Annotated in this window: 23 protein-coding genes and 1 riboswitch; of the genes, 13 read left to right on the forward strand and 10 right to left on the reverse strand. The window is 72.5% G+C overall.

The features are described from left to right. Positions 1 to 24 precede the first annotated feature (24 nt). The 3 genes from ACOJVX_RS04930 to ACOJVX_RS04940 all read left to right on the forward strand — a co-directional run bounded on the left by ACOJVX_RS04930 (position 25) and on the right by ACOJVX_RS04940 (position 2,012). Entirely contained in the window at positions 25 to 564 is a 540-nt protein-coding gene (locus ACOJVX_RS04930) for a DUF3558 domain-containing protein (protein WP_081715175.1), read from the forward strand. Between the two features lie 435 nt (positions 565 to 999). Further along, entirely contained in the window at positions 1,000 to 1,425 is a 426-nt protein-coding gene (locus ACOJVX_RS04935) for a hypothetical protein (RefSeq protein ID WP_418156043.1), read from the forward strand. Beyond that, positions 1,422 to 2,012 (forward strand): DUF3558 domain-containing protein, encoded by a 591-nt coding sequence (locus ACOJVX_RS04940; RefSeq protein ID WP_418156044.1) that lies wholly within the window; start codon positions 1,422 to 1,424, stop codon positions 2,010 to 2,012. Before ACOJVX_RS04935 ends, ACOJVX_RS04940 begins: the two co-directional genes overlap by 4 nt. Before the next feature lie 522 nt (positions 2,013 to 2,534). Here ACOJVX_RS04940 and ACOJVX_RS04945 read toward each other — a convergent pair. Continuing rightward, positions 2,535 to 3,722 carry a DUF2382 domain-containing protein gene (locus ACOJVX_RS04945; protein WP_422647288.1) on the reverse strand — a complete coding sequence of 396 codons (1,188 nt, stop codon included), beginning with the start codon at positions 3,720 to 3,722 and terminating at the stop codon, positions 2,535 to 2,537. 459 nt (positions 3,723 to 4,181) lie between these two features. Between ACOJVX_RS04945 and ACOJVX_RS04950 the strand changes: the two genes are divergently transcribed. The 3 genes from ACOJVX_RS04950 to ACOJVX_RS04960 all read left to right on the forward strand — a co-directional run bounded on the left by ACOJVX_RS04950 (position 4,182) and on the right by ACOJVX_RS04960 (position 6,973). Next, entirely contained in the window at positions 4,182 to 4,973 is a 792-nt protein-coding gene (locus tag ACOJVX_RS04950; RefSeq protein ID WP_051313244.1) for a hypothetical protein, read from the forward strand. 184 nt (positions 4,974 to 5,157) lie between these two features. Beyond that, positions 5,158 to 5,457: a DUF6343 family protein gene (locus ACOJVX_RS04955; protein WP_026417086.1), complete on the forward strand. Its 300-nt coding sequence runs from the start codon at positions 5,158 to 5,160 to the stop codon at positions 5,455 to 5,457. Positions 5,458 to 5,542: 85 nt separating this feature from the next. Next, positions 5,543 to 6,973 carry a dihydrolipoyl dehydrogenase family protein gene (locus ACOJVX_RS04960; protein WP_026417085.1) on the forward strand — a complete coding sequence of 477 codons (1,431 nt, stop codon included), beginning with the start codon at positions 5,543 to 5,545 and terminating at the stop codon, positions 6,971 to 6,973. 121 nt (positions 6,974 to 7,094) lie between these two features. On the opposite strand, the gene ACOJVX_RS04965 is transcribed toward ACOJVX_RS04960, so the two are convergent. Continuing rightward, positions 7,095 to 8,405 (reverse strand): hypothetical protein, encoded by a 1,311-nt coding sequence (locus tag ACOJVX_RS04965; RefSeq protein ID WP_026417084.1) that lies wholly within the window; start codon positions 8,403 to 8,405, stop codon positions 7,095 to 7,097. 118 nt (positions 8,406 to 8,523) lie between these two features. Beyond that, positions 8,524 to 8,754 carry a hypothetical protein gene (locus ACOJVX_RS04970; RefSeq protein ID WP_418156003.1) on the reverse strand — a complete coding sequence of 77 codons (231 nt, stop codon included), beginning with the start codon at positions 8,752 to 8,754 and terminating at the stop codon, positions 8,524 to 8,526. On the opposite strand from ACOJVX_RS04970, the gene ACOJVX_RS04975 reads away from it, so the two are divergent. Further along, a complete protein-coding gene (locus ACOJVX_RS04975; RefSeq protein WP_026417083.1) occupies positions 8,747 to 9,250 on the forward strand; it encodes a DUF3145 domain-containing protein in 504 nt (167 codons plus the stop codon). The genes ACOJVX_RS04970 and ACOJVX_RS04975 overlap by 8 nt on opposite strands. Positions 9,251 to 9,865: 615 nt before the next feature. Next, positions 9,866 to 10,465, forward strand: coding sequence for a hypothetical protein (locus tag ACOJVX_RS04980; RefSeq protein ID WP_156038738.1), 600 nt, complete (start codon positions 9,866 to 9,868; stop codon positions 10,463 to 10,465). A 301-nt stretch (positions 10,466 to 10,766) separates the two neighbouring features. Here ACOJVX_RS04980 and ACOJVX_RS04985 read toward each other — a convergent pair whose 3' ends face one another. The 5 genes from ACOJVX_RS04985 to ACOJVX_RS05005 all read right to left on the reverse strand — a co-directional run bounded on the left by ACOJVX_RS04985 (position 10,767) and on the right by ACOJVX_RS05005 (position 15,827). Then, positions 10,767 to 12,221, reverse strand: coding sequence for an acyl-CoA carboxylase subunit beta (locus tag ACOJVX_RS04985; RefSeq protein ID WP_418156005.1), 1,455 nt, complete (start codon positions 12,219 to 12,221; stop codon positions 10,767 to 10,769). Positions 12,222 to 12,273: 52 nt separating this feature from the next. Further along, complete coding sequence (locus ACOJVX_RS04990; RefSeq protein WP_026417080.1) at positions 12,274 to 13,497, reverse strand: beta-ketoacyl-[acyl-carrier-protein] synthase family protein; 1,224 nt, start codon at positions 13,495 to 13,497, stop codon at positions 12,274 to 12,276. Then, positions 13,494 to 13,733, reverse strand: coding sequence for an acyl carrier protein (locus tag ACOJVX_RS04995; protein WP_026417079.1), 240 nt, complete (start codon positions 13,731 to 13,733; stop codon positions 13,494 to 13,496). The genes ACOJVX_RS04990 and ACOJVX_RS04995 overlap by 4 nt, the downstream gene beginning before the upstream one ends. 160 nt (positions 13,734 to 13,893) lie before the next feature. Then, positions 13,894 to 14,880 (reverse strand): beta-ketoacyl-ACP synthase III, encoded by a 987-nt coding sequence (locus tag ACOJVX_RS05000; RefSeq protein ID WP_026417078.1) that lies wholly within the window; start codon positions 14,878 to 14,880, stop codon positions 13,894 to 13,896. Continuing rightward, positions 14,877 to 15,827 carry an ACP S-malonyltransferase gene (locus ACOJVX_RS05005; protein ID WP_026417077.1) on the reverse strand — a complete coding sequence of 317 codons (951 nt, stop codon included), beginning with the start codon at positions 15,825 to 15,827 and terminating at the stop codon, positions 14,877 to 14,879. Before ACOJVX_RS05005 ends, ACOJVX_RS05000 begins: the two co-directional genes overlap by 4 nt. A 381-nt stretch (positions 15,828 to 16,208) precedes the next feature. Here ACOJVX_RS05005 and ACOJVX_RS05010 point away from each other — a divergent pair, with 381 nt between their 5' ends. Continuing rightward, positions 16,209 to 17,147: an aldo/keto reductase gene (locus tag ACOJVX_RS05010; protein ID WP_026417076.1), complete on the forward strand. Its 939-nt coding sequence runs from the start codon at positions 16,209 to 16,211 to the stop codon at positions 17,145 to 17,147. Positions 17,148 to 17,489: 342 nt separating this feature from the next. Here ACOJVX_RS05010 and ACOJVX_RS05015 read toward each other — a convergent pair whose 3' ends face one another. Beyond that, the gene (locus ACOJVX_RS05015) at positions 17,490 to 18,695 is read right to left on the reverse strand and encodes a PucR family transcriptional regulator (RefSeq protein ID WP_051313240.1); all 1,206 of its coding nucleotides are present in this window, start codon (positions 18,693 to 18,695) and stop codon (positions 17,490 to 17,492) included. 278 nt (positions 18,696 to 18,973) lie between these two features. On the opposite strand from ACOJVX_RS05015, the gene ACOJVX_RS05020 reads away from it, so the two are divergent. The 4 genes from ACOJVX_RS05020 (at position 18,974) to mgtE (ending at position 23,635) form a co-directional block, all read left to right on the forward strand. Beyond that, entirely contained in the window at positions 18,974 to 19,705 is a 732-nt protein-coding gene (locus ACOJVX_RS05020; RefSeq protein WP_422647570.1) for a GNAT family N-acetyltransferase, read from the forward strand. Further along, positions 19,665 to 19,807, forward strand: a riboswitch (FMN riboswitch). (Overlaps the previous gene by 41 nt.) 76 nt (positions 19,808 to 19,883) lie before the next feature. Then, positions 19,884 to 20,522 (forward strand): nicotinamide mononucleotide transporter family protein, encoded by a 639-nt coding sequence (locus tag ACOJVX_RS05025; protein WP_103055658.1) that lies wholly within the window; start codon positions 19,884 to 19,886, stop codon positions 20,520 to 20,522. Between the two features lie 289 nt (positions 20,523 to 20,811). Next, positions 20,812 to 22,158, forward strand: a complete 1,347-nt coding sequence (locus ACOJVX_RS05030; protein WP_026417073.1) for a M14 family metallopeptidase — start codon at positions 20,812 to 20,814, stop codon at positions 22,156 to 22,158. 145 nt (positions 22,159 to 22,303) lie between these two features. Continuing rightward, a complete protein-coding gene (mgtE, locus tag ACOJVX_RS05035; RefSeq protein WP_026417072.1) occupies positions 22,304 to 23,635 on the forward strand; it encodes a magnesium transporter in 1,332 nt (443 codons plus the stop codon). A 6-nt stretch (positions 23,636 to 23,641) separates the two neighbouring features. On the opposite strand, the gene map is transcribed toward mgtE, so the two are convergent. Then, positions 23,642 to 24,409, reverse strand: a complete 768-nt coding sequence (gene map, locus ACOJVX_RS05040) for a type I methionyl aminopeptidase (protein WP_026417071.1) — start codon at positions 24,407 to 24,409, stop codon at positions 23,642 to 23,644. Between the last annotated feature and the right edge of the window lie 214 nt (positions 24,410 to 24,623).

The following is a 24,623-nucleotide window of genomic DNA, read 5'->3' on the forward strand; positions in this document are numbered from 1 at the left end:
GCGGGTGTTATGGGAGTTGTTGCCATGCTCGTGGTTGTGGCGGGCTGCACCTCGGAAATCCCTGGGAAAGCTCTTTCTGCCTCCGAATCGGCGCCGAATAGTCCTCATCCGGCGGACGCATCCCCTGTCGAGGCCGGGGCGAACTTCGACGATGAGTTGGCGGCCATCTTGCCCTGTGGTATTCTTGCTGACGATCAGATAATCGACTTGGGGTTTGACCCCTCGACTGCCCAGTTCGATGATGTCGGCATTCTCAACCTTTGTCAGTACAGGCCGGCTCCTTCGGAGCGTCCTTTGATGTCTATCAACATCGGCGTGGACCAGTCATTGGATGAGCTGAATCTGACCAACTTCAACGCGATTGATCACCAGGTCGGCCCACTGCGAGCACTGTTGATCACGGACGACCGTGATCCGAACAAGTGCCAGATTTCGATGGAACTCGGGGAAAACGCCCACGCCACGGTTCGCGTGATGTTCACCGACTCACGGGAAGCGGCGTGTGAGGCAGTAGAGCGGCTGGCTGCTGCCGTGGAGCCCGAACTGCCCCGCGAGACGCCGTGATTCCCCGTCGGGCTGGTGGAGTCGTCGGCGGCACTGAGGGTAAGGACACGCAAGGCAACTGGGTGTTCGAACCGGGCTACCCCTGTGCTGTGGGGGCATGACTGTTGTTGGATGGCGGCCGAGGGCGGCAGTGCTTCCTGAGGACCCTTGCCCGAGCGGCACGCGGTTCGGCGTCTCCGCTCCTTTCGGGTGCGTGCTCCTTGTGGTGCTGGAGAGCCACGTCATCACCGCGACGGTGATGCCGGCTGGTGGGGGGCGGTCTCTCGGTTCGGGTGGCCGGGAGGATTGCGCTTGATCTGGGTGCGCTGTTCGCCCGTCCCTGCTCCGTTCGGCGGAGGTGAACCGATTTTCTCCGGTTCGTGGTACCGCCGTTGGTAGCGTTGGCCGGTGCGGTGCCGGCTGAGGTCGGTCCGCGAGGAGGATGTGGGAGGCAGTGTGCACATCGAGAGCGACGGCGGCGGTGCTGGTTCCGCGTTTCCCTCGACGGCGAAGATGACGGGCAGTGTCGCGGCGTTCGGCGCGGCCGCTGCGGCGGGCAAGGTCTCGATCGACCCGGAGAGCGCCGAGAGCATGGCCGCCAAGATCGACGCCATCGCCGTCCGAGCCCGCAAGCGGCTCAGGTACTTCGAGTTTCTGGAGCAGGACGTTCGGCTTGGTTCCAGTCCGGTGGCGTTGACGATGGCCAAGCAGGACCGGGTGACAGCGATGGGCACGCCTACTTCGGCCAGGGAGAACCTCGTGCTCTACATCAAGGCGCTCGAGGACCTTGCCGCAGCGATCAGGGCTTCCGCCCGTAACACCCAGAATCGGGATGCTGAGAACGCTACCCTGCTGACCAACACCGGAGACGACCTTCCATGATCGGTTGGACACCCCGTCATCGCTGTGCTGTGGCTACTGCTGGTGTTGCCCTGCTCGCCGTTGTGACGGGCTGCACCTCGGAAACCCCTGGGCAAGCTCTCTCCGTCCCCACGCCGGTTCCAGGTAGTTCTGATACGGCGGGTAGGGCTGTTGAAGATGGGCCGTCGTCTGAGGAGGAGTTGGCGAGCGTGCTGCCTTGCGAGGTCCTCGACGCCGAGCAAGTTACTGACCTGGGGTTCGACCCTTCTACTGCTGACTTCGAAGACGTCGGCGTTATTTATGCGTGTAGTTATACGGTGGCGCCGTTGGAGACCCCGCTGTTGTCTATCAACATTCGCGTTGATCGAGCTTTGGACGAGCTCAACCTGACCGACTACAACCTGACCGAATACCAGGTTGGTCCGCTGCGCGCGTTGTTGATTACGGATGACCGTGAGCCGAATAAATGCCAGATCTCGATGGAACTCGGGGAATCAGCCCACGCGACGGTCGTGGTCAGCTTCACGGAGTCTCGGGAGGAGGCGTGTGAGTCCGCTGAGCGGGTGGCCGGAGTCCTCGAACCAGAACTGCCGCGTGAGGCGCGGTAGTCCCGCCGATCGGCGGCTTGTCCGAGACTGGTGGGGGTGGCGCCGTCCGCGGCGCGAGGGGTAACGGTGCCACTGCCCCGTTGTTCCGGTGGTTGCGGCGCGGTCGCTGGTCGATGTCCCGTACGGGGTGCGCGACGCGCGTGCGCAGGAGTGGAGCGGGGCGGGCGGAGGTGACCTCGCGGGCGGTGGTTGGCGAGCCTCACCGCCCTGGGAGGCTGGTCCACTTCGGTGACGAGGCCGGGGGCTCACGGTAGGGGTGGGACGCGGGTGCGAACCGAAGCCTGCCTTCCGCGCTGGCGCAGGAGGTGAGCGGGGGCATCGCCGAGGTGTGACAGGCACCCGAGACCGCTGTGTTCGGCTGCTGGTTCCCGCTCGGCGAGGGCCGACGGGCGGGTGATCCCCTGAACAGCGACCGGAGCCAGCTCGCGCCTCGTGTTCCTCGCGCCCTCGGGTGGAGGAGCCGTTCCGACTGGCCTTTGCGGGACCCGTCCCAGCATCAGGCGGACGGGCCCCGTCCCGGGGTCAGCGTGGGCGGGTCTCCGTGGTCTCCTCCTCCACCTCGATCCGCTCGGCGCGCACGCGTTCGGTGATGGTCTCCTCCTCCAGGTAGACCTCACTGGCCAACCGCACGCGCTCGACGGGCACGATCTCGCGGGAGATGACCGGCCGCTCCTCGTAGAGCACGATCTCCTGTTCCTCCTCCCCGAGGTCCAGGTGCTCTCCGTAGGCCGCTCGCTCGGTCTCCGACACGGCCTCGGTCCGCAGGCGGGCGCGTTCCCGTTTGAGCGACACGTTGACCTGCACGGTCTCGTTGACCACGTACTTGCGCAGCCGGGCGCGTCCGACCCGTACCCGTTCGGTCCGCACCAGGAGCCGCTCCTCGAAGCGGGTCATGGTGCTTTCCTCGTCGGTGGTCAACGGTGCCTGTTCCCTACCGGTCGCCTCCTCGACCGGCACGGGTGCCGTGACGGCCCCCGGGTCGACGGGCGTGCCGGGGGCGTCGGCAGTGATCGGCGGTGGCGGGGCGACGGTCGGGGTGGGTGCGGTCCGTTCGGTGCTGCGCTCCGGCCACGTCTCGGCCCGGTTCGTGGCCAGCGGCATGTCAGCGGCCTGCGCCATGGCGTCGGCGGCGGGCGGCGGTGGTGGGGTGGTCGCTCCGGCCGCGGACGCCTCGGCTGGCCGCTGGCTCGGCGTCTGGAGCGGTTCCCCGGCGGTGGCCTCCCCAGGGGGCGGCGGCCCGACGGGGGGTGTTGCGGCGACCTCGCCGCTCTCGGAGCGTTGCTGGGGCGGGGTGGGCGCGTGGACGGGTCCTGGCGGCTCGGTGGCCGTGTCCTGCGACGTCGCGGTCCGTTCCTCGGCGCCGGACAGCTGCTCGCCGCTCTCCCGCTGTCGCGGCAGGCCGTAGTAGTCGTACAGCCTGCGCTCCTCCTCGAAGGGCAGCTCGCCGCGCTCCGGGGAGACATGGGGCGCGTCCTTGACCTGGTTCTTGCTGTAGCGCACCTCGATGCCGCCGTTCTCGGTCATGTGCATCCCGGCCATCGGCACGAAGATCTCGTGCATGCCGAACAGGCCGGTGTGCACCGTCAGCCAGGAAGGTTCGCCGGATGGGCCGTCCAACCAGACCTGCGCGACCTTGCCGATCTTCTGACCGTCCGCCCCGTAGACGGTCCGGCCGGGAAGCTCCCTGATGTCCTGCACGTCACTGGTCATGTTTGCCACCTCCAGACGACTACTCTGATTGGAGTACCCGCGGGGTGGTTCTGCCAGGCGAAATACCCGAAGGTGTGAGCAGCCGTCGGTGGTTCCGGGGGACCTCGTCCTCCTGCCGTGACAGGGGTTCTCCGGGGCCGGGGACGCCGGGCCTCCTCCCGACACCCACCCGGTGGTGGGGACGCGGCCGGGGACTCGGACGCCGAGCCCACCCGGGCCGCGCGCCCGGGAGCGGTGAGGCCGGCCCGTGATCGCTGTTCCGCGCGCGTGTCGCGGGCGCGTGCCGCCGGCCCCGGATGCCGTGCGACGGCTTCCCACCCACGCCCGCGATCACTCTCGGTGACCATGTCGGCGGCCGCGCCGCCGGTCGGCTGAGTGCCTTCCCAACCTCGCCCCGCAGGGCCACTATCGATCACAGCGCCCAGGTGACCGACGGGCGGGGTGAGGGGGAGGAAAGCCATGTGGTCGAGCCGGCAGGATGTCCTTCGACTGTTCCGCATCGCCCTGCGCCGCCCGCCCTGGCACCTCGCCCTCGCCCTGCTGATCTCGGCCTGGACCCTGGCCTGGATCGTGGGTCACTACCTCGTCGGCGACGGCTGGAGTCCGCTGCGGGTGCCGGAGGCTGCCCTGGCCGGTCTGGGCGCCGATCTGGGTGGGGTGTCCTCGGCGGTGCGCGGGTGGCTGGCGGAGGACTCCAGGGCGCCGCTGCTGCGAACCCTGGGCTGGTTGGCGGGGGTGGCCTGGGCCGCGACGACCCGGCGGGCGCAGTTCTCCGCGTTGCTCGGGTGGGTCGCGGTGATGGTGTCCGCCGAGGGACTGGGCTACCACGCGGCGGTGCACCGAGCGGTGCTCGGGATGCTGCTGTTCATGACCGTGCTCTACCTGGCGGCGCTCCCCTTCCGGCGTGCCGTGGTCGACCGCACCGCCCGGTTGCTCCCCCCGGACGTCCTGTCGGCGGGGTCGCTCGCCGCCGCACTGGCCGCTGTCGTTCCCCTGTTGCTCCCCGCCGCCGTCCTGCGCCGGGTGCTCCGCCCCTACCTGACGTTGCCACCTCGCCTGCGGTCGGCCGACCTGCCTCCCGTGGTCCCCACGCCACGTCCGCCGGCGGAGGAGCCCATCCCCGTCGATCCGTCACCGCCGGTGACGGCGAACGAGGGGTTCGTCCGGCCCCGGGACCCGGGGTCCGGCGAGATCGTGGCGGTTTTCCCGGACGGGGCCGCCGAGGGCGCTCCCCACTCCCCGGACAGGTGAGTCGAGTTCCTGGTGCCCGCGTCACAGGCAGGGGGCGGTTCCTCCGCGAACTCCCACACCTCCGTGCGGTCGGGGCCGCACCCCGTGCCCTTGTCAGGTCGTGCCGGCCGGCCGGGGGAGCGGCGCGTCGGGGCCAGGAGCTACGGGAGGTATCGACCGCCGTGCTCCCGGGTAGCCGAGGACCATGACACACCGGGATGACGACGGTTCGAGGAAGCGCCGGACGCGGGAGGAGTACGAGCGCGGGTTGTACGACTACCACGACCCGACCGGGGGGTTCGGCGGGGCGGCTCCCGCTCGCAGCGCGTTGACCCTCAGGTTGTGGCTGGCCGGGTTCGGCGTGCTGTTCTGCGGGGTCGTGGGAGTGCTGCTCCTCCTCAACGGGTTCGTGGCGTTCGGGGTCGTCCTCGTCGTTCTCGCGGTCGTCGCGGTCGTCGACTTCGGCTGGGTCCTGCACCGGAAGCGGCGTGGCGAGCCGGGCTGAGGGACCGCGCCGGCCGTTCGGGGCCGGCGAGCGACGACGAGGCCCAGCGCGCGACGCCGGGCTGTCGAGGGGAGAGGTGCTGGGCATGGCAGCGGGCAGGGACGAGTTCGACGTGGTGGTCGTCGGTGGTGGGGCGGTCGGGGAGAACGCCGCCGCTCGGGCGTCGGCCGGTGGTCTTCGCACCGCCATCGTGGAGGCGGAGCTCCTGGGCGGGGAGTGCTCCTACTGGGCGTGCATGCCCAGCAAGGCGTTGCTCCGCCCCGGACAGGCGTTGGCGGCGGCGCGTCGGGTCCCCGGAGCGCGTGAGGCCGCGGGGGACGGGCTGAACGTCGCCGAGGTCCTGGCCAACCGGGATTCCTTCACCTCGCACTGGGACGACGGGGGGCAGGTCGAGTGGGCGGAGGGCGTCGGGCTCACCGTCCTGCGCGGACGGGCCCGGCTGGTGGGTGAGCGAGAACTGGAGGTCGTCACCGGTGGGGAGCGACGTGAGGTGTCGGCGCGCCACGCGGTGATCCTGTGCACCGGCAGCCAGCCGGTCACGCCGCCCGTCCCCGGGCTGGCCGATGTCCCCACCTGGACCACCCGCGACGCGACGAGCGCCCGTACCGTTCCCGACCGCCTCGCGGTGCTGGGAGGCGGTGTGGCCGGTACGGAACTGGCGCAGGCCTTCGCCTCGCTGGGCTCGCAGGTGGTGATGGTGGTCAAGGGCGAGCGGGTGCTGAACCGTTTCGAGCCCTTCGCCGGTGAGCTGGTGGCGGAGGGTCTGCGGGCGTCGGGGGTGGAACTGCTGCTGGGGACGGAGCTCGACCGGGTCAGCGGTAGCGGGGGAGGGATCCTCCTGCACCTCTCGGACGGCCGCGAGGTCGCGGCCGACCAGTTGCTCGTGGCGACGGGACGACGGCCGGCCACCTCGGACCTCGGCCTGGACTCGGTGGGGCTCACCGAGGGCGGCGCGCTGACCGTCGACGACAGCGGGCTCGTGCACGGCGTGCCGGGCCGGTGGTTGTACGCGGCCGGTGACGTGACGGGGCGAGCTCCGCTGACCCACCAGGGGAAGTACGACGCCCGGGTGGTGGGGGACGTGGTGGCCGCCCGCGCCTCCGGGGTGGGCGAGGCCGACCAGCCGGAGCCGTGGACGCGGTACCGGGCGTCGGCCGACCACGTCGCGGTACCGCAGGTGGTCTTCACCGACCCCGAGGTGGCGAGCGTGGGCCGCACCGAGGAGGAGGCGCGGAGAGCGGGCCTGCCGGTTCGGGTGGTGGAACTGGACATCGCCGTCGGTGGTTCGGCACTGCACGCGGCGAACTACCGGGGCACCGCGAAGATCGTGGTCGACGAGGAGCGGCGGGTGCTGGTCGGGGTCACCTTCGCGGGCTACGACGTGGCGGAGCTGCTGCACGCCGCCACGGTGGCCGTGGTGGGCGAGATCCCGCTGGACCGGCTGTGGCACGCGGTTCCCGCCTACCCCACGATCAGCGAGGTGTGGCTGCGGTTGTTGGAGAGCTACGGTCTCTGACCCGGGCAGCCGAACCCGGGTCCGCCTCTCGTGGACGCCGCGCGACCCGGCGCGCGGCATGCCGGGCCAGCGGGCGGCACGGCACGGAGATCAGGGTTCCGAGGACGATAGGGGGCCGGGCTCAGCGGAGGTTCACCCGCAACGCGTTCCTGGCGGCGGCCTGGAGGGTGGCGTCCTGCGGATCCGCCCCGCCCTCGGACCACACGGCCTGCGCGATCCTGACCTCGGCCCCCTCCCGCGAGGTGACGAAGGCCGCGCCGTGGAAGTCGTCGGGCCCGGTCGGCCACTCGTGCCCGTCGCGCAGCAGGTCGTCCACCCCGCCTCGGCCGGGGGACTCGACGAGGTCCTGGAACGCACCGGCGGTGTCCTCGTCGGCGAAGGTGGCCACGGCGAGGGAGACCCCGACGGCTCGACCGTTCACCGAGAGGTCGAGGAGACCTCGGGAGAGCGTCGAGCAGTCGTGTTCCCGCAACCAGGTCCGCACGTCCCCGAAGGCGTTGTCGGCGCACCCGGTGCCCGAGTCGGCGGCGACCTCGCGGTACTCGGCGGTGTTCTCGCCGGCCGAACTCTCGGGCTGGTCGGCGTTCACGTCCTGGTCCGAGCCGGACAGGGCGAGGACCACTCCGCCAGCAGCGAGGACCCCGACCCCGACGACGGCGGCGGCCCAGCCCTGCCAGGTCAGCCTGGTGCGGCCGGTGGTGGGGCGGTGCGGGCCGCTGCTCGGCGGGGGTTCTCGCGTGGTGCCAGTCGGCCCCACACCCGACCGGCCGGTCGACGTCGTTCCCGTCGTGGTCGCGTCGGACCCGAAACCCTCGCGTGCCAGGTCCTCCTCCGTGAGGCCGGCCAGGTCGGTCATGCCGGCGGCCAGACCCGACCCGGGTGGGAAGAGCAGGTCGAGGACGCGTCTGGCGTCGGCTGGCTGGCACGGCGCGGGGTGGTCGGCCAGCTCCCGGGCCGCTCCGAGAACCGTGGCGGGGCTGGGGTGGAACACCCGGACGCCCGCGTCGCGGTCGCCGGGGGCCTGCTCCACCCGCTCGACGAACGGTCCAACCGCGATCAGGGTCCGGACGGGCGGCACGGTGCCGGGTAGCCGGTTCAGGCGGGACTGGATCTCGGCGGTGAGCGTCCGCGCGGCGGCCGCCGGATGTGGTCCTCCTGCCTGGGTGGGCAGGGGAGTGCCGTCCAGGTTCCACGGGGCGTCCAGGGGGGCTCGCAGTGCCCGCACCGGTTCGGGCAGGTCGACACCGACGACCACCAGGACCGCCCTGGGCAGCACCAGCACGGCGTCGACCTGGCCGGCCGAACCGGCCGGGCGTCCGCCGAGGACTCCGACGCCGCCGAGCAGGGCGCGCCCCGTTCCACACGCGACGAGCGCCGCTCGCAGGTCGTTGCCGACGGCGCTGACGGGTTCGCCCAGTCTGACCAGCCTCACGCGGCCACCTCCTCGGACGTCGTTTTCCCGCCCCGACCTCGCGCGGGCCGTCTCACGGTAGCGCTGACATGAGGACGGTTCATGTTACTGCCCGGTATACCGATCTCTGTGCTCGTGATCACTGGTTCGACAGTGAACCACCGGGGTACATGGGCCAGCAGAGGGTGAAGCGACCGGGGGACGGTTCGGGGTTGTCGCGCCGCCCCTCGATCGCGTTCGTGTGGCGGGCACTGCGCCGTCCGGTGCAGAATGACCGAGCGGTTAGGCCATCGGTGTGGTCCAACGCCCGCTCGAAGAGGTCGTAGGGGAAGACGTCCCTCGTCGAGCAGCGGAGGTCAGCAGTGAGCACCAGTGGCAGCACCAGTGGCGTCATCTACGTCCACTCGTCGCCGTCCGCGGTCTGCCCGCACGTCGAGTGGGCGCTGTCGGGCGCGCTCGGTGGGCGGGTGGAACTGCGGTGGACGGCGCAGCCGGCCGTCGCGGGTCAGCTGCGCGCCGAGCACGAGTGGACCGGGACAGCCGGCACGGCCGGTCGCCTGGTCACCGCGCTGCGCGCGTGGCCGATGCTCCGGTTCGAGGTCACCGAGGACCCCAGTCGGCACGTGGACGGCGAACGGTTCTGCTACGTCCCCGGCCTCGGCCTGTGGCGCGCCCGGACCAGCGCCAACGGCGACATCATGGTCACCGAGGACCAGCTGAGGTCCATGACGGCGCTCAGCGATTCCCCGGAGCGCTTCAACCACCGGGTGGGCGAGGTGCTGGGCACCGCATGGGACGACGCCCTGGAGCCGTTCCGCCGGGCCGCCGACGGCGCCGGCGTGCGCTGGCTGCACCGGGTCGGCTGAGCCCCACTCCCCGCGCGGGGAGCGAGCGGGCTCCCGTGACCGATCAGTCCCCCGTGACCGACCAAGTCTCCCGTCGCCGAGCGTGCTCCCGTCCCGTCGGTCCGCACGGGCGGCGCGAGCCCGGCGGCCCTCACCGGGCAACCGGCCCGAGCCGCGACCGGTCCCCGTCCTGGCACCGCCGGCCCCGCCACCTCGTCCTGCCCCGCACGGTGGTGGCGCGGGAAAGGACCCAGGTGCCCGTTCCCGTGCCGCCCCGGCGGCCGGCGGCCCCGCCATCGCCGACCGTCCCGTCCGACGCTGCCCGCGTTCCTCGGCGCGGACCTCACCTCCCTACTCCGGTCCTGCCGACGCGAGCGCGCCAGAACCCGATGTGGACGCCCCCCGACCGGGGATGGCCCGGGACCACCCGAGCGGGGGATTCCCCAGCACGACAGCGGTTCCCGTCCCGCCACTCCCTCGTCCGGGTCCGCCCGACGCGGAAGGAACGGAGGCACCCGGCACGGTCCAGCCGCGCGACGCCGACGCAGGCCGCCCCACGCCGCGAGGCGGGCGGACGATCCACCGGACCCCGACTCGTCCATCGAGGGGGCCCGCCACGTGTGACACCCTTTGCCGGTGGCACCCAGACAGTCAGCCGGCCCGAGGACCAGCGGCTTTCCCCTGCTGATCGTGTCGCTCGCGGTGATCGCCGTGGTGCTCGGAGCGCTCGTCGGCGCTCTCGGGCGGAGCTGGTACGCGGGGGACGACGAGGGCGAGGCGCCAGCGGGCGAGGCCACCTCGCCGGTCGAACCCCCCGCACCGGACGGCCCGGTCCGGGTCGAGCTGACCCCCGACGCGCGGGCACATCCGGATCACGAGGCGATCCTCGCTCTCGTGAGCGCCCACTTCGAGTCCATCAACGCGCGTGACTACGGCTCGTGGGCGACAACGGTGGTGGAACGCCGGGTCCGCGACACCTCCGAGGAGGACTGGCTCAGCAGGTACCGGTCGACCCGGGACGACCACGTCGTCGTCCACCGCGTCGAACAGGGCCCCGAGGACAGCCTGCGGGTTCTGATGACCTTCGTCAGCGGTCAGGACCTCGCCGACGCCCCACCCGAGATGCCCGCCGAGTGCGTCCACTGGCGGGTGGTGTACCCGCTGGTCGTGGAGGGCGGCGAGCTGCGCCTCGACAGCGGCCGCCCGGGGAGTTCGAGCCCGGGCGCCTGCGGCTGAGCACGGCGACGAGGCGGACGGGCGCGGTCGTGGTCCCGCCGCTCGCGGCGGACGGTGGAAGGGGATCCCCACGGCAAGGAGGTGGGTCCGGCGGGGGATCCCGGTGCGCTGACCCCCGTGAGCGCGCCGAGACGGGGGCGTGGTCGGCCGAGTTCCCCGACACCCCACGGCCGCGCGCGGGACGGCCATGCGGAGGGCGGGCGCGCACCGGGACGGCCCGGGCATCGCCCCACCCACCCACGAACGCGGAGGGCGGCTCACCGGCACGGCCGTACCGGGGCCGACGAACCCCGCGCGGCGGTCAGAGCGGGATGTTCCCGTGCCGGCCGCGTGCGGCGGGTGCCGCCGCCAACGCCTCGGCGACCCGACGTCGGGTCTGGGAGGGCTCGATCACCTCGTCGACGACCCCGATCGCCATCGCGCGGTTCACGCCGCCGGCGATCCGCTCGTGTTCCACGGCGAGCCGCTCGTGCAGCTCCTCGCGGTCCTCCTCCGCCGCGGCGGCCAGCGCCTTGCGGTGGAGGATGCCCACCGCCGCCTTCGCGCCCATCACCGCGACCTCGGCCTCCGGCCAGGCGAAGACGGTGTTGGCGCCCAGCGACCGGGCGTTCATCGCGATGTAGGCACCCCCGTACGCCTTCCTGGTCACCAGGGTCACCCGGGGGACGACCGCCTCCCCGAAGGCGTGCAGCAGCTTCGCGCCGCGCCGCACCACGCCGTCCCACTCCTGGCCCACGCCGGGCAGGTAGCCGGGCACGTCGACCAGCACCAGCAGCGGGATGCCGAACGAGTCGCACATCCGCACGAAACGGGACGCCTTCTCCGCGCTCAGCGAGTCCAGGCAGCCGCCCCGCCGCAGCGGGTTGTTGGCGATGACGCCGACCGACCGCTGACCCAACCGGCCCAGCCCGACGACGATGTTGGGCGCCCACTTGGCCTGGAGCTCCTCGAAGGAGGTGCCCACCACGCCCTCGTCGTCCTCCTCGGTGTCGAGGATGGCGCGGACCAGGGGACGCACGTCGTAAGCCCGCTTCGCCTGCTCGGGCAGCAGCGCCCGGAGGTCGTCCTCCTCCCGCACCGACTCCGGGTCGTGCACCCCCGGGCGGGAGAACAGGCCGGTCAGGCGCCGGGCCCGCCGGTAGGCGTCCGGCTCGTCGTTCGCGACGACGTGCACCACGCCGGACTTCTTCCCGTGCGCCTCCGGACCGCCGAGCGCCTCCATGTCGATCCGCTCGCCGGTCACGCTGCGGACCACGTCCGGGCCGGTGACGAACACGCGGCCGGCCGGCGCCATGATCACCACGTCGGTCAGGGCCGGGCCGTAGGCGGCGCCGCCCGCCGCCGGGCCGAGCACGACCGAGATCTGCGGCACCTTGCCGGAGGCGCGGATCATCGCCGCGAACACCTGCCCAACGGCGTCGAGGGCCTCGACACCCTCGGCCAGCCGCGCTCCGCCGGAGTGCCACAGCCCGATGACGGGGCACCCCTCCTCGAGCGCGGTGTCGATGGCGTCCACGATGCGCTGGCACCCCTCGGTGCCCATCGCGCCGCCCATCCTGGCCGCGTCGGTGCAGTAGGTGATCACGTCGACCCCGTCGATCCGACCGCGGGCGGTGAACACGCCGCTGGCGTCGCGGGTCGTGATCGGTGCCAGCGTGCCGGCGTCGAGGAGCTGCGACAACCGCAGTTCCGGGTCCCTCGGGTCCGAGTCGGCGGCGGGAACCACCGGCTCCGGACGAGCTGCCAGGGCGGTCATCGAATCTCCTCGCGACAGGTGTTGGGGCTCGACGCCCCGACACGACGGGTGATCACGGGGTGAACGCGAGTGCCACGTTGTGCCCGCCGAACCCGAAGGAGTCGTTCACGGCGGCCGTCAGGCCCGCCTTCCTCGGTTCGTCGGCCACGACGTCGAGCTGGACCTTGGGGTCGAGGTCCTCGAGGTTGAGCGTCTGGGGGATGACCTCGTGGTGCAGCGACAGCACGGTCACGATCGCCTCGACGGCACCCGCCGCGCCCAACATGTGCCCGAGCGCGGACTTCGGGGCGGTGACCACGGGGTGTTCGCCGATCGCCGACCGGATCGCGGCGGCCTCGGCCACGTCGCCGACCGGGGTGGAGGTCGCGTGGGCGTTGACGTGCCCCACGTCCTCCGGGCTGAGACCGGCGGTGCGGATCGCCTTGCGGATCGCCCTGGCCGCGCCCTCACCCGTGGGTTCCGGGCCGGTGATGTGGTGGGCGTCGGCGCTGGTACCGATGCCGGCCAGCCGCCCGTAGACCTTCGCGCCCCTCGCGGCCGCGAACTCGGCCCGCTCGAGGACCATCATCCCGGCGCCCTCACCGAGCACGAACCCGTCCCGACCGGTGTCGAAGGGCCGCGACGCCCGCTCCGGCTCGTCGTTGCGGGTGCTCATCGTCCGCGCCTGGGCGAAGCCCGCGACCGGCAGTGCCGTGATCACGGCCTCCGCGCCACCGGCGACGACGACGTCCACCTCACCGGCCACCAGCATCCGGTACGCCCAGGCGATGGCCTCGGCGCCGGAGGCGCAGGCCGACACCGGGGCGTGCACGCCGCCCTTGGAACCGAGCTCCAGGCCGACCCAGGCGGCCGGGCCGTTCGGCATGAGCATCGGGACGGTCAGCGGGGACACCTTGCGCAGCCCCGCCGTCTCCAGCAGGTCGTCCTGCGCGAGCAGGGTGCTGGCCCCGCCGATCCCGGTGCCCACGACCACGCCGAGGCGCTCGGGGTCCAGCTCGGGGGCGCCGGCGTCGGACCACGCCTCGCGGGCCGCGACGACGGCGACCTGCTCACAGCGGTCCCAGCGGCGGGCCTCCACCCTGGCGAGCACGTCGGTCGGCTCGACGGCCAGCGAGGCCGCGATCCGAACCGGCAGGTCGAACCGCTCCGGCCAGTCCGCGTTGATGGGTCCCACCCCGCTGCGGCCGGCCAGCAGGGCGTCCCAGGTCGACGCGACGTCCCCGCCGAGCGGGGTCGTCGCGCCGAGCCCGGTCACGACCACCTCGGGAGAGGTCATGCGTTGTTGGCGATGTAGTTCACCGCATCGCCGACGGTCTTCAGGTTGGCCAGCTCGTCATCCGGGATCTTCACCCCGAACTTGTCCTCGGCCTGGACGGCCACCTCGACCATCGACAGCGAGTCGACGTCCAGGTCGTCGACGAACGACTTGTCCAAGTCGACGTCGTTGGCCTCCACACCCGCAACCTCGACGAGGATGTCGACGAGACCCTTCTGGATGTCCTCGTTCGCCACTGGCGTTGTCCTTCCTGCTTGCTTTTCCGCTGGTCGGGCGCTCGGGTGGCCCGACTCGGCTGTCCGTGGTGTGCGGTGACCCGCACGGAGAACGGGGCGGTGCGCCCCGGCGGGACTCACCGGCCGCGGGGCGCCCGGCGCGTCGTCGGAGGAACCCGCCTCACGGGCAGACCACCACCTGGCTGGCGTAGGACAGGCCCGCGCCGAAGCCGACGAGCAACATGACGTCGCCCTTGCTCAGTTCCCCCGCGGACCGCATGTGGTCGATCGCGATGGGGATGGAGGCGGCGGAGGTGTTCCCGGTGTGCTGGATGTCCTTGGCCACCACCAGGTCCTCCCGTGCGCCCTTCGACCGCAGGCGCTTGGCGATCGCGTCGACGATGCGCGCGTTCGCCTGGTGCGGGACCAGCGCGTCGATGTCGGACAGCTGGAGCCCCGCCGCCTCGACCGCGCGTTCGGCGACCGGCGCCACCTGGGTGGTCGCCCAGCGGAACACCGACTGCCCCTCCTGGAAGATGTACCGGCCCTCACGCAGGTAGATCAGGTGCGACAGGTCACCCGCGCTGCCCCAGGACACCGGGCCGATCATCGGCTCGTCCGCCGGGCCCACCACGGCCGCGCCCGCGCCGTCGGCGAAGATGATGGCGTTCGCGCGGTCGTCCCAGTCCACCCAGTCCGTGAACCGCTCGGCGCCGATGACCAGCACCCGGCGGGCGGAGCCGCCGCGGACGAGGTCGGAGGCCGTGTTCACGGCGTAGCTGAAGCCGGCGCAGGCCGCGTTCAGGTCGAAGGCCGCTCCCGCCTTGATGCCGATCGCGTCGGCGGTCTGGGCGGCGGCGTTCGGGATCGGACCGGGCATCGTGCAGGTCGCGAAGACGACGGCGTCGAGGTCGGAGGGCGACAGACCGGCGTCGGCGATCGCCTTGGAACCCGCCTCGATCGCCATCGTCACCAACGACTGGTCCGGGTCCGCCAGCTTTCGGCTGACGATGCCGACCCGTTCGCGGATCCACTCGTCGGAGGTGTCGAGTCGTTTCGTCAGATCGTGGTTGGTGACGACCCGGTTCCCGGTGCTGCTGCCGAAGCCGAGGAGGCGGGTGCCGACCGGTCCGGTGCGCAGACTCAGCCGTGGACGTTGTTTGGTCACGCGTTACCACCAGAGAGGTCGGTGTGATGGTCGTGGATGAAGGCAGCCACCCGGTCCAGGTGGTCCGGCGTCTTCAACGGCAGGGTGGGGAGCTTGTGTTCCCGCTTGACCAGCCCGGCGAGCGTGCCGGCCGGCGGCAGCTCCACCACCGCCGCCACTCCCAGGTCCACCAGCGTGGCCATGCACGAGTACCAGTCCACCGGACGGGTCACCTGCGCGACGAGCCGGGACATCATGTCCGCGCCGCTCTCCACCGGGCGGCCGTCGGCGTTCGACAACAGGGGCGTCACCGGGTCGGACACCGACAGGGCCTCGACCCGGAGCCGCAGGGCCTCCTCGGCGGGCGCCATGAAGCGGGTGTGGAAGGCGCCGGCGACGGCCAGCGGGCGGACCCGGGCACCCGAAGGGGGTTCGGAGGCCAGTTCCTGCAACGCGGAGATCTTGCCCGCCGCCACGATCTGGCCGGTCGCGTTGTGGTTCGCCGCGTCGAGGCTGAGTTCGGCCAGGGCGGAGAGGACCTCGTCGCGGTCCCCGCCGAGCACGGCGGACATCCCGGTGGGTTCCAGGGCGCACGCACCGGCCATCTCCCGGCCCCGCACGGCGGCCAGCTCGACGGCGTCCGCCGGCGAGAGCACCCCGGCGGCGGCCGCCGCCGCGAGTTCGCCCACCGAGTGGCCGGCGACGGGCACGCCGGGCGGCAGGTCCACGCGACGCCGCAGCTCCTCCAGCGCCAGCAGTGACAACGCCACGATCAGCGGCTGGGTGATGGCCGTGTCCTTGATCTCGTCGGCGTCCGCCTCCGTGCCCAGCCGGACGAGGTCGAGGCCGGTCGCCTCCGACCAGGCCTCGATCCGGTCACGGGCACCGTCCAGTTCCAGCCACGGCGAGAGCATGCCGGGGGCCTGGGAGCCCTGTCCCGGAGCGAGGAGCGCGATCACGTCATTCACTGAACACGGCACGCCCGGGCGGCTGGGATGCCGGGGGAGACGAAGTCCGTCCCGCGATGTTGTGGAATACCTACAACCCCTCCGTCCTCCCTGGGAGGGGAGCCGGGGGAGGTGACTCAGGGGTGACAGGGGTCACGCCCTGGGGTCCTGGGCTGGGGTCGGTTCGGACCGCCGCCGGGCGTCCGCGCCACCACGGCAGCGCGCCAGGGGATCCCGGCCGCCCCGGCCCGGTGCGCCGGCTCCGCGCGCGACGGCCAGCGGCACCAGGGCTTCTGGTCCCCACCCGGCGTGGCGCCTCGGACGGGCGGGCGAACGGCGGGGTCGGGTGGGCCGGCCGGCGGGCACGGCTCTGGTCGTGATCTCCGTCCGTAGGGTGACGGCATGCGGAGAATCGGTGACACGGACCTGGTGGTGCACCCGCTGAACCTGGGCGGGAACGTGTTCGGCTGGACGGCCGACGAGCGGCGTTCGTTCGAGGTGCTCGACGCCTACGTGGCGGCGGGCGGGAACTTCGTGGACACCGCCGACGTGTACTCGGCGTGGATACCCGGTCACGAGGGGGGAGAGTCGGAGCGGGTCCTCGGTAGCTGGATGACGTCCCGGGGCAACCGCGACGACCTGGTCATCGCCACCAAGGTGGGCATGTGGTCGGAACGTCCCGGCCTCTCGGCGGCGAACATCCGCGCGGCGGCGGAGGACTCGCTCCGCCGGCTGGGCACCGACCGGATCGACCTCTACTACGCGCATGTCGACGACCAGGAGACGCCGCTGGAGGAGACGCTGACCGCGTTCGACGAGCTCGTCCGGGCCGGCAAGGTGCGCCACATCGCCGCGTCCAACCACACGGCGGACCGGCTGGCGGAGGCGCTGCGGATCTCCGACGAGTCGGGACTCGCCCGGTACGTCGCGCTCCAGCCGCACTACAACCTGGTGGAGCGGTCGGGTTTCGAGGGGGAGCTGGAGGCGCTGGCGCGGCGGGAGGGGCTGGCGGTGTTCCCCTACTTCTCCCTCGCCAAGGGTTTCCTCACCGGCCGGTACCGGTCCGCGTCGGGGCAGGAGCACTCCAGCCCGAGGGCGTCCGGGGCGCTCGCCTACCTCGACGAACGGGGGGAGCGGGTCCTGGCCGAGCTGGACCGCGTCGCCGCGGACCGGGGTGTCCCCGTCGCAGCAGTGTCCTTGGCGTGGTTGGTGGCCCAACCCACCGTCACCTCGGCGTTGGCCAGTGCCCGGACGGCCGGGCAGCTCGCCGAGCTGCTGCCGTTGGCCGACGTCGAGCTGAGCGAGGACGAGGTGGCCGCGCTCACCAGCGCCTCGTCCTGAGCCCGGTTCGGGCTGGCTGCCGGGGTTGTGCCGCCGTCCAGGTTCGCGCACCGACCGGGGTAGCGGCCGGTGGGGGCGGTCGCCCGGGTGCCCCACCGCCCCGGCCCGGGCGCCCGGTCGGGCGCCGCGTCGGAGCGACGGGAGGCTCGTCGTGGAGCGCGGCTCGGGGTGGAGCGCGGTTCCCGCCCGGTGCCGGTGCGGGGCGTCGGCGAGGCACCAGGTCACCCCGGCGTTCGTGTCAGCGGTTCGCGCGGGGGCCGGGCTGGCCGGGTGGAGGACGTCGATCAGCCGTCCGTGGTCCCGTCGCGCGGCTGGTGCGGCCGTCCGCGCCTCGGGGTCGGGTCACCAGAGCCCCCGCGCCTGGGCCAGCCGTCCCACCTTCAACGCGACCTGGAGCACGAGCGAGTCGCGGGGGTCCGCCGGGTTGTAGCCGGTGACCTCGCTGATCCGGCGGAGCCGGTAGCGGACCGTGTTGGGGTGGACGAACAGCGCGCGTGCGCAGCTCTCCAGCACGCCACCGACCTCCAGGTACGCCTCCACGGTGTCGAGGAGCCCGCCGCTGCTGTCCACGAGCGGCAGCATCACCTGTTCGACCAGCTGCCGTTCGGCCTCCGGATCGCCGGCGAGGGCCCGTTCCGGCAGCAGCTCGATCGACCGGACGGGGCGGGGAGCTGAGGGCCAGGCCACCACGGCGCGCAGCCCGGACAGCGCGTCGTCGGCCGACCGGTGCGCCTCGGCGAGGCTGTCGGTCGTCGGGCCGGCCACCACCGGACCCTCACCGAAGGCCTCACTGATCCGGGGCAGCACCGCGTCGGCGTCGGCCTCGTCGATCGTCCCACCCAGGACCACGACGAGGCGGGAGCCCTGCACGCCCAGCAGGGCCGGCCGCCCCAACCGGGCCGCCCGGCTCCGCACCTCGTACAGGACCTCCTGCGGATCGGTGGACGGCGGGTTGCCGACGAGCACGGTCGCCGCGACCGGCTGGTCCCAGCCCAGCGCGGACGCCCGGGAGAGCAGCGACTCCTCGGCGTCGCCCCGGACGATGCCGTCCACGATCAACGCCTCCAGCCGGGCGTCCCAGGCGCCCCTGGCCTCGGCGGCGGCCGCGTAGGAGGTCGCGGCGGAGAACGCGATCTCGCGGCCGAAGCGGAGGATCGCGTCGGTGAGGACGGCCTTCTCCTCGGCGTTGCCGGCGAACTCCGGCAACCGCTTCTCGAAGGTGTCGATCGCGGTGCGCACCAGCTCCACCGTCTGCCGCAGGCTCATCCAGCGGGACAGGTCGCGGGGAGCCGCGCGGAACGCCTCGGTGCTCAGTCGGAGGGCCGCGTCGGGGCTGCGGAGCCACTCGAGGAAACCGGACACCCCGATCTGGGTGATCAGGAGCACGCTGGCGCGTTGGTCGGCGGGCAGCCGTCGGAACCACGGGAGCTTCCGCTCCATGGCGGTGACGCTGGCGGTGGCCAGTTCCCCGGAGGCGTACTCCAGGCTCCGCATCGTCTTCCCGGACATTCCGGACGCGGAGTGCCCGGGGTCGTCGGCCGTGCGCATAACGGCCAGAATCCCACGTCGCCGGTGACCGCTGCGGCAGGGGCATCGCGGACCCGGTCCTCCCCGAGGTGGGGCCGGGGTGGCGATGACGCGATGGACCTTCGACTCGGTGCCGACACCGACGGCGTCGTGCTGCGTGGCTGGCGGATCGACGACCTCCCGGCGTCGCGGGGGTGGCGGTCCGCCGACGCCGGGGGACGCCGAGCGGTGGGTCGACCGGCGCGCCGGGTGGCCGAGCGGACCCGGCGGCGAGACCGACGCCCCGGAGCGGTCTCGTGGTGGCCGGTGGCGGCACCGACCAGCTCCTCGGCCAGGTCAGCTGGTACCGGGAGTGCGAGTTGACGGACTGGCGTCGGCTCGGTCCGCTGCTCTTCGACGAGACGAGCTGGGTCCGGGGGTGCGGTACGACCGCCCTGCGGCTGTGGACCGACTACCTCTTCGCCGCGACCGACGCGCTCCGCCTCGACTACGCCACCTACTCGGGCAACCCCGGCACGATCCGGGTGGGCCAGCGGTTGGGGCTACCGGGAGGAGCGCCGCCCGTGGCGGGCCCGGCGGTGGGCGGGCTGGGTGCACGACGCGGTGATCACGGGTGTGCTCCGGGAGGAGTGGACCGAGCGGTGGGGCGGTGCCGGGGCCGCTGGCTGAGCGGGCGGCGGGAGGACGGTTCACCCAGGGGGAGTGCCCTGTCGCGTCGTCGCCGACCCTTCTCCCGCCCCTGGTGGCGCGCTGACCGTGTGGTGGTGGACTTCTCCCGTCGTGCCCGATGGTCCCGCTCCCGATCCTGGTGTTCCGCGGCGCGCCCGGCGGCTGGCCCGGCCTGGTCCACTCGTCCCCGTCCTGGTGGCAGGGACGGAGGATGGCCGCCGTCCTCGCGTCCCCGTCGCGGCGCGCACGTCGACCCGTGGCCGCGGTCACGGGGGACCGTGGAATATCGGAGGCGCGGCACGGGTTCGAGATGCCGAGCAGAGTGCGCTCCGGGGCTCGGTGGAATTCCGAACCGGCGGTGAGAGTCCGCGACCCGGCGTCGCCGTGCGACCAGCACGGGATGCCGGTTGATCCGGTGGGATTCCGGAACCGACGGTGACAGTCCGGATGGGAGGCAGCGCACGCGGGCGGGTGTCGTCGTGCCATCGGCGTGCCCGAGTCGCGTCGTGCCGACCGCCGGGGACGGCCGTAGGAGGACGCGTGAACGTTCTGGTGGAGCACCAGCTGACGCTGTTCGGGCAGCAGGTCTCGTGGGCGGAGCTGATCGGGCAGCTGTGCGCGCTGGCGGTGGTGTACCTGGCGCAGCGGCGGACGTTGTGGACCTGGCCGGTCCAGGTGGCGGCCACGGTGCTGCTCTTCAGCGTCTACCTGTCGGCGCAGCTCGGTGGCCTGGCCGTCCGCCAGGTGGTGATCCTGCTGATCTCGGTCTACGGCTGGTGGGCGTGGACCAGGCGCCGGGACCCGGTCTACGGGGTGACGGTCCGCTCGGCCACCGGTGTGGAACGGGTCGTGCTGGCCCTCGCCATGGTCGGCGGCACGGCGGCCGTCGCGTTGCTGCTCGACGCGCTCGACGCCTCGTGGGCGCCCTGGCCCGACGCCTGGATCTTCGTCGGCACCGTGGTCGCCTTCGCCGCGCAGGGCCGAGGGCTCACCGAGTTCTGGCTGGTCTGGTTGGCGGTCGACGCGGTCGGTGTCCCGCTCCAGTTCGCGTCGGGGCTCTGGTTCAGCGCGCTGGTCTACGTGGTCTTCGCGGTGTTGGTCGTGCGCGGTTGGCTGAGCTGGCGGCGCAGCGCGTCCGCGATCGAGCGGAGCGCGGCCTCCCCGGCGGCGTCCGGCTGAGCGTCCCGCCGCCGCGGGTGATGCGCGCGGACCCCACCCTGGCGGACCGGGCTGGGGTCCGGAGTGACGTCCTCCGAGGGTGCGCGGGCGCGTGTGCTCGGCGGTGCCGCCCGCCCGCCGGCGGCACCCCACCGACCCAACCCGGGATGTGATGCCGGTCTCACCTGAGTGGTGGGTGGCGGGTCAGGCACAGCGTGTGGTGCGCGTCAAGTCTTGACCCGAACCCCGTGGTTTGGTGGCTTTGCTCCGTGATCGTCCCAGCGCGCGGTCACGGAGAGGAGAGCACATCGTGCGGATCCCGACACGGAGAACCCAGGTCCGTTCCCTCAGCGCCACCGTGGCGGTGGCGGCCACCCTCGCCCTGGCCGGAGTCAGTCCGGCCGCGGCCCAGGACACCGGCGGCGACACCGGTGTGGACGGCACGCCCCGCACCGGCTTCGAGCTGTCCGGTGGTGAGCGGTGGACCACCCTCGACGAGGAGACCGCCTTCCTCGACACCGTCGTCGCCACCAGCGACCGCGCCGAGCTGGACGTCCTGGCCACGACCGAGCAGGGCCGGCCGATCCGCCTCGTCCGCATCGGGGACCCGGTGCCGGAGGCGGGCCGGGGCGGCACCCAGGGGCGGGTGTCCGTCCTCCTGCTCTGCCTCCAGCACGGCAACGAGCCCTCCGGACGGGAGGCCTGCCTGACGACGGTCCGAGACCTCGCGCTCAGCGACGACCCGGCCGTCGAACGGCTGCTGAGCACCGCCTCCGTCCTGGTGATGCCCACCGCGAACCCCGACGGACGTGCCGCCAACACCCGGGGGAACGGCGACGGCGTCGACATCAACCGCGACCACCTGGCCCTGGAGACGGGGGAGGCGCGCACCATCGCGGCCGTCCTGCGGGACCACCAGCCCGACATCGTCTACGACCTCCACGAGTACGGCCCCACCCCGCCCTACTACGACCGGGACTTCCTCTCCCTCTGGCCCCGCAACCTCAACGCCCACCCGGACGTGCGGGCGCTCGCCGAGGAGCTGTCCGAGGACTACGTCCGCCCCCGGGTGGAGACCGACGGCTTCTCCAGCGGCGTCTACGGCCTGTGGACCGACCCGGAGACCGGCGAGCCGATCCGGCAGGTCGCCGGCGACGGCCAGGAGCGGATCCTCCGCAACGCGGCGGGGGTGAAGAACGCCGTCGGGCTGCTCGTGGAGACCCGGACCAGGGCGTTGACCGAGGAGGAGCTGGCCGACCCCGCCCTGAACAACCGCCGGCGCGTCGACTCCCAGCTGTCCGGGATCGACGGCGCGTTCGAGTTCGTCCTCGAACGGGGTGCCCGAGCGGCCGCGACGGTGGGCATGGCGCGTAACCTGGGCATCGCCAACCGAGGCCCGGTCTACTTCGGTGGTGCGGACAACGAGGAACCCGCGCCGGAGGAGATCGAGCGCGACCGCATCTGTGGGTACCGGCTCACCTCGGAACAGCTCGCTGAACACGGTGAGGTGCTCCAACTCCACGGCCTCCGGGTCCGGCAGGACTCGGACGGCGCGGTGGTTCCGCTCGCACAGCAACTCCGGAATCTCGTTCCGCTGCTGCTCGACGAGCGTGCCGACTTCTCTCTCACCGTGGGAGAACCCCTGAGCCGCTGCTGACGGCACCACCTCGGCGGACGACGACGCCTGCCGGTCGGGAGCACTGACGAGCTCCCGACCGGTGCGCCACGCCTCGCGGCCCGGTTGGCGGGACGACGGCCAGTACGGCAGGAGACTGGCCCTGGGGCACACGGGAGGCGAGATCGTGACCGACGAGCAGCTGCGTGACTTTCTCGACCGACAGGACCTGGTCGGACTCCAGCGCTGGTTGCGGGAGCAACCCCCGCACGAGATCGCGGCCGAACTGTCCAGGCTGGACACCGCCGAGATGGCGGTCCCGTTCCGGCTGCTGGACAAGGAACGTGCCCTCGACGTCTTCGAGGAACTCGATCCGGTCCACCAGCAGGAGGTGCTGACCGGGCTCCGGGACAGCGCTGCCCGCGAGCTGGTGGAGGGGATGGACCCCGACGACCGCGCCCGCCTGATCGACGAGGTGCCGGCGAAGGTCGCGAAGAAGGTGCTCGCCGGGCTGAGCTTCCGCGAGCGGCAGATGACGGCGGCCCTGCTCGGCTACCCGGAGAACTCCGTCGGCCGGGTGATGACGCCCGAGGTCGTCGCGCTGCACCGCACCCTCGACGTCTCCGAGGCGCTGCGCGTAGTCCGGACCAAGGGCCGCTCGGCGGAGACCGTCTACACGCTGCCCGTGGTGGACGACGGCCGTTACCTCATCGGCGTCATCTCACTGCGGAGCCTGGTCACCGGGCACCCCGAGCAACGGATCGACGACCTCACCGACGTGGAGGTGCCCACCGCCGCGGCCACCGATGAGGCCGAGGCCGCCGCCCGGCTGATGCAGGAGGCGAACCTGCTGGCCCTGCCGGTGGTGGACAGCGAGAACCGGCTGCTGGGGCTGCTCACCTTCGACGACGCGTTGGAGGTCATCGAGGCGGCCGACACCGAGGACGTCGAACGGCAGGCCGGTGCCAGCCCGCTGGGCCAGCCCTACCTGTCGGCCAGCGTCGTCAAGCTCGCCCGGTCCCGGGTCGTGTGGCTGCTGTTGCTCATCGTCGCGGCGACCCTCACCGTCAACGTCCTCCAGTACTTCGAGGACAACCTCGCCGAGGTCACCGCGCTGGCCCTGTTCATCCCGCTCATCACCGGCAGCGGCGGCAACGCCGGCTCCCAGTCGGCGACCTCGATCGTCCGGGCGATCGCCGTCGGCGACGTGCGGCTGGGCGACCTGCCCAAGGTGGTGTGGCGGGAGGGCCGGGTGGGCCTGCTCCTCGGTGTCGCGCTCGCCCTCATCGGTCTGCTGATCGGCGGGTTGCTCGTGGGCTTCGACCTCGCCGCGGTCGTCGCGGTGTCCCTGGTGGTGGTGTGCACCTGGGCGGCGATCGTGGGCGGGAGCATGCCCCTGCTCGCGAAGAAGCTCGGGGTGGACCCGGCGGTGGTCAGCGCCCCGATGGTCACCACCCTGGTCGACGCCACCGGGCTGATCATCTACTTCATGACCGCGCGCGTGGTGCTCGGGCTCTGATCGTCCTCACGGGAGAGTGAGGACGACGGGCCCGTCGTCGGTCACCGCGACGGTGTGTTCGACGTGGGCGGCGCGGGAACCGTCGGCGGTGCGCAGCGCCCACCCGTCCGCGTCCGTGGTGTGGTCGTGGGAACCACCGGCGGTGAACATCGGTTCGATCGCCAGCACCAGACCGGGCCGCAGCAGGGGACCGTGCCCGCGCGTCCCGTCGTTCGGCAGGTGCGGGGCCTCGTGCAACGCGCGACCGACGCCGTGCCCGCCGAAGTCCCGCAGGATGCCGTACCCGGCCTTCCGACCGATCGCCCCGATCGCGGCCGAGATGTCGCCGAGCCGCCCGTCCACCCGGGCCGCCAGGATCCCGGCCTCCATCGCACGGGTGGTGTTGTCGATGAGTTCGAGGTCCTCGGGGCGGGCCTCGCCGACGACGAGGCTGATCGCCGAGTCACCGTGCCAGCCGTCGAGCACCGCCCCGCAGTCGACGCTGAGCAGGTCGCCCTCGGCGAGCCGGGAGCGGTCCGGGATGCCGTGCACGATGACGTCGTTCACCGAGGTGCAGATGGAGCCGGGGAACGGGGTGGGGGCGAAGTGCGGGCGGTAGCCGAGGAAGGACGGCTGGGCGCCGGCGTCCCTGATCATGGTGTGCGCGATCGCGTCGAGTTCCAGCAGGTGCACCCCCGGCTGGACGTGCTGGCGGACGGCGGCGAGCGCCCTGGCCACCACCCGGCCGGCCTCCCGCATGGCCTCCAGTTCGCCGGGTGTCTTCAGCTCGACCACGTTCTCCCCGTTCCTCGTCGCCAGGCGAACAGTAGTACCGGTACCGCCGAGGCGCGGAGGGCGTCCGCCGTTCGGACGGGGTGGTCGAGCGCGCGGCTGGCTGGGCCGCGTGCCGATCGGGGCGGGGCGGGTCGCGGAGCGGGCGCCACCGCCGGTGGGGCATGGGGCGGTCCGGGGTCGGTCGCATCGTCGTGATCGCCTTCCGCGTCGGGTC

The sequence above is a fragment of the Actinoalloteichus caeruleus genome, from assembly GCF_049311605.1.
Taxonomy (GTDB): domain Bacteria; phylum Actinomycetota; class Actinomycetes; order Mycobacteriales; family Pseudonocardiaceae; genus Actinoalloteichus_B; species Actinoalloteichus_B caeruleus.

Excerpts from the sequence above, each read along its gene's own strand:
- ACOJVX_RS04985 (WP_418156005.1), bottom strand. The coding sequence starts at position 12,221 with ATGACCGCCCTGGCAGCTCGTCCGGAGCCGGTGGTTCCCGCCGCCGAC.
- ACOJVX_RS04955 (WP_026417086.1), top strand. The coding sequence starts at position 5,158 with ATGACACACCGGGATGACGACGGTTCGAGGAAGCGCCGGACGCGGGAG.
- ACOJVX_RS04950 (WP_051313244.1), top strand. The coding sequence starts at position 4,182 with ATGTGGTCGAGCCGGCAGGATGTCCTTCGACTGTTCCGCATCGCCCTG.
- ACOJVX_RS04945 (WP_422647288.1), bottom strand. The coding sequence starts at position 3,722 with ATGACCAGTGACGTGCAGGACATCAGGGAGCTTCCCGGCCGGACCGTC.
- ACOJVX_RS04960 (WP_026417085.1), top strand. The coding sequence starts at position 5,543 with ATGGCAGCGGGCAGGGACGAGTTCGACGTGGTGGTCGTCGGTGGTGGG.
- ACOJVX_RS05015 (WP_051313240.1), bottom strand. The coding sequence starts at position 18,695 with ATGCGCACGGCCGACGACCCCGGGCACTCCGCGTCCGGAATGTCCGGG.
- ACOJVX_RS04930 (WP_081715175.1), top strand. The coding sequence starts at position 25 with ATGCTCGTGGTTGTGGCGGGCTGCACCTCGGAAATCCCTGGGAAAGCT.
- ACOJVX_RS05010 (WP_026417076.1), top strand. The coding sequence starts at position 16,209 with ATGCGGAGAATCGGTGACACGGACCTGGTGGTGCACCCGCTGAACCTG.
- ACOJVX_RS04990 (WP_026417080.1), bottom strand. The coding sequence starts at position 13,497 with ATGACCTCTCCCGAGGTGGTCGTGACCGGGCTCGGCGCGACGACCCCG.
- ACOJVX_RS04940 (WP_418156044.1), top strand. The coding sequence starts at position 1,422 with ATGATCGGTTGGACACCCCGTCATCGCTGTGCTGTGGCTACTGCTGGT.